The 493-nt window shown below is 52.1% G+C and carries 1 pseudogene; it reads right to left on the bottom strand.

The window, feature by feature from the left end:
• Window positions 1–77: 77 nt before the first annotated feature.
• Window positions 78–493 (bottom strand): annotated as a pseudogene (locus VSR34_RS38365) (OmpW family outer membrane protein); the annotation flags it as partial.

Below are 493 nucleotides of genomic sequence, written 5' to 3'. Positions count from 1 at the left end.
GTCTTTCGCTGGCTAGTCCCGGGAGCGAAACCAGCAAGCCCTTCACTGAACCGTCTGACGCTTGAGATCCGCAACGTCTAGAACTTCATACCGACGCCAAAACCAACGATCAGCGGATCGATATGCAAGGTGCCAATTGACGAGCCACCAAGTGAAGCGACCGTCTTCATCCAGATCTACTTGATGTCGACGTTGAAGAAAAGACTCTTTGATGCTTGCACGTCAATCCCGACCTGCAGTGCCGGACCAACGCTGTGATTCTTTATGGAGACAGGTAGACCTCCCGCGTGCAATCCGTTGTTATAGAAGAGCGTATAATTGAGTCCCGCACCAACATACGGTCGAATGCCTCCTTCATGATTAAAACGATATTGCAATAGCAATGTCGGCGGTAGCACGGTGACGCCGCCAAGGTCGCCCAGAGTCGACGTCAGATGATGACGCGAAGTACCAAGAATCAACTCGACGCCGATGCTGTCGCGCACCATATAAG

Origin of the sequence: Paraburkholderia sp. JHI2823 (assembly GCF_038900695.1) — a bacterium.
GTDB lineage: Bacteria > Pseudomonadota > Gammaproteobacteria > Burkholderiales > Burkholderiaceae > Paraburkholderia > Paraburkholderia mimosarum.
Note: the sequence above shows the minus strand (reverse complement) of the source record. Positions and strands in the feature narration are given on the sequence as shown.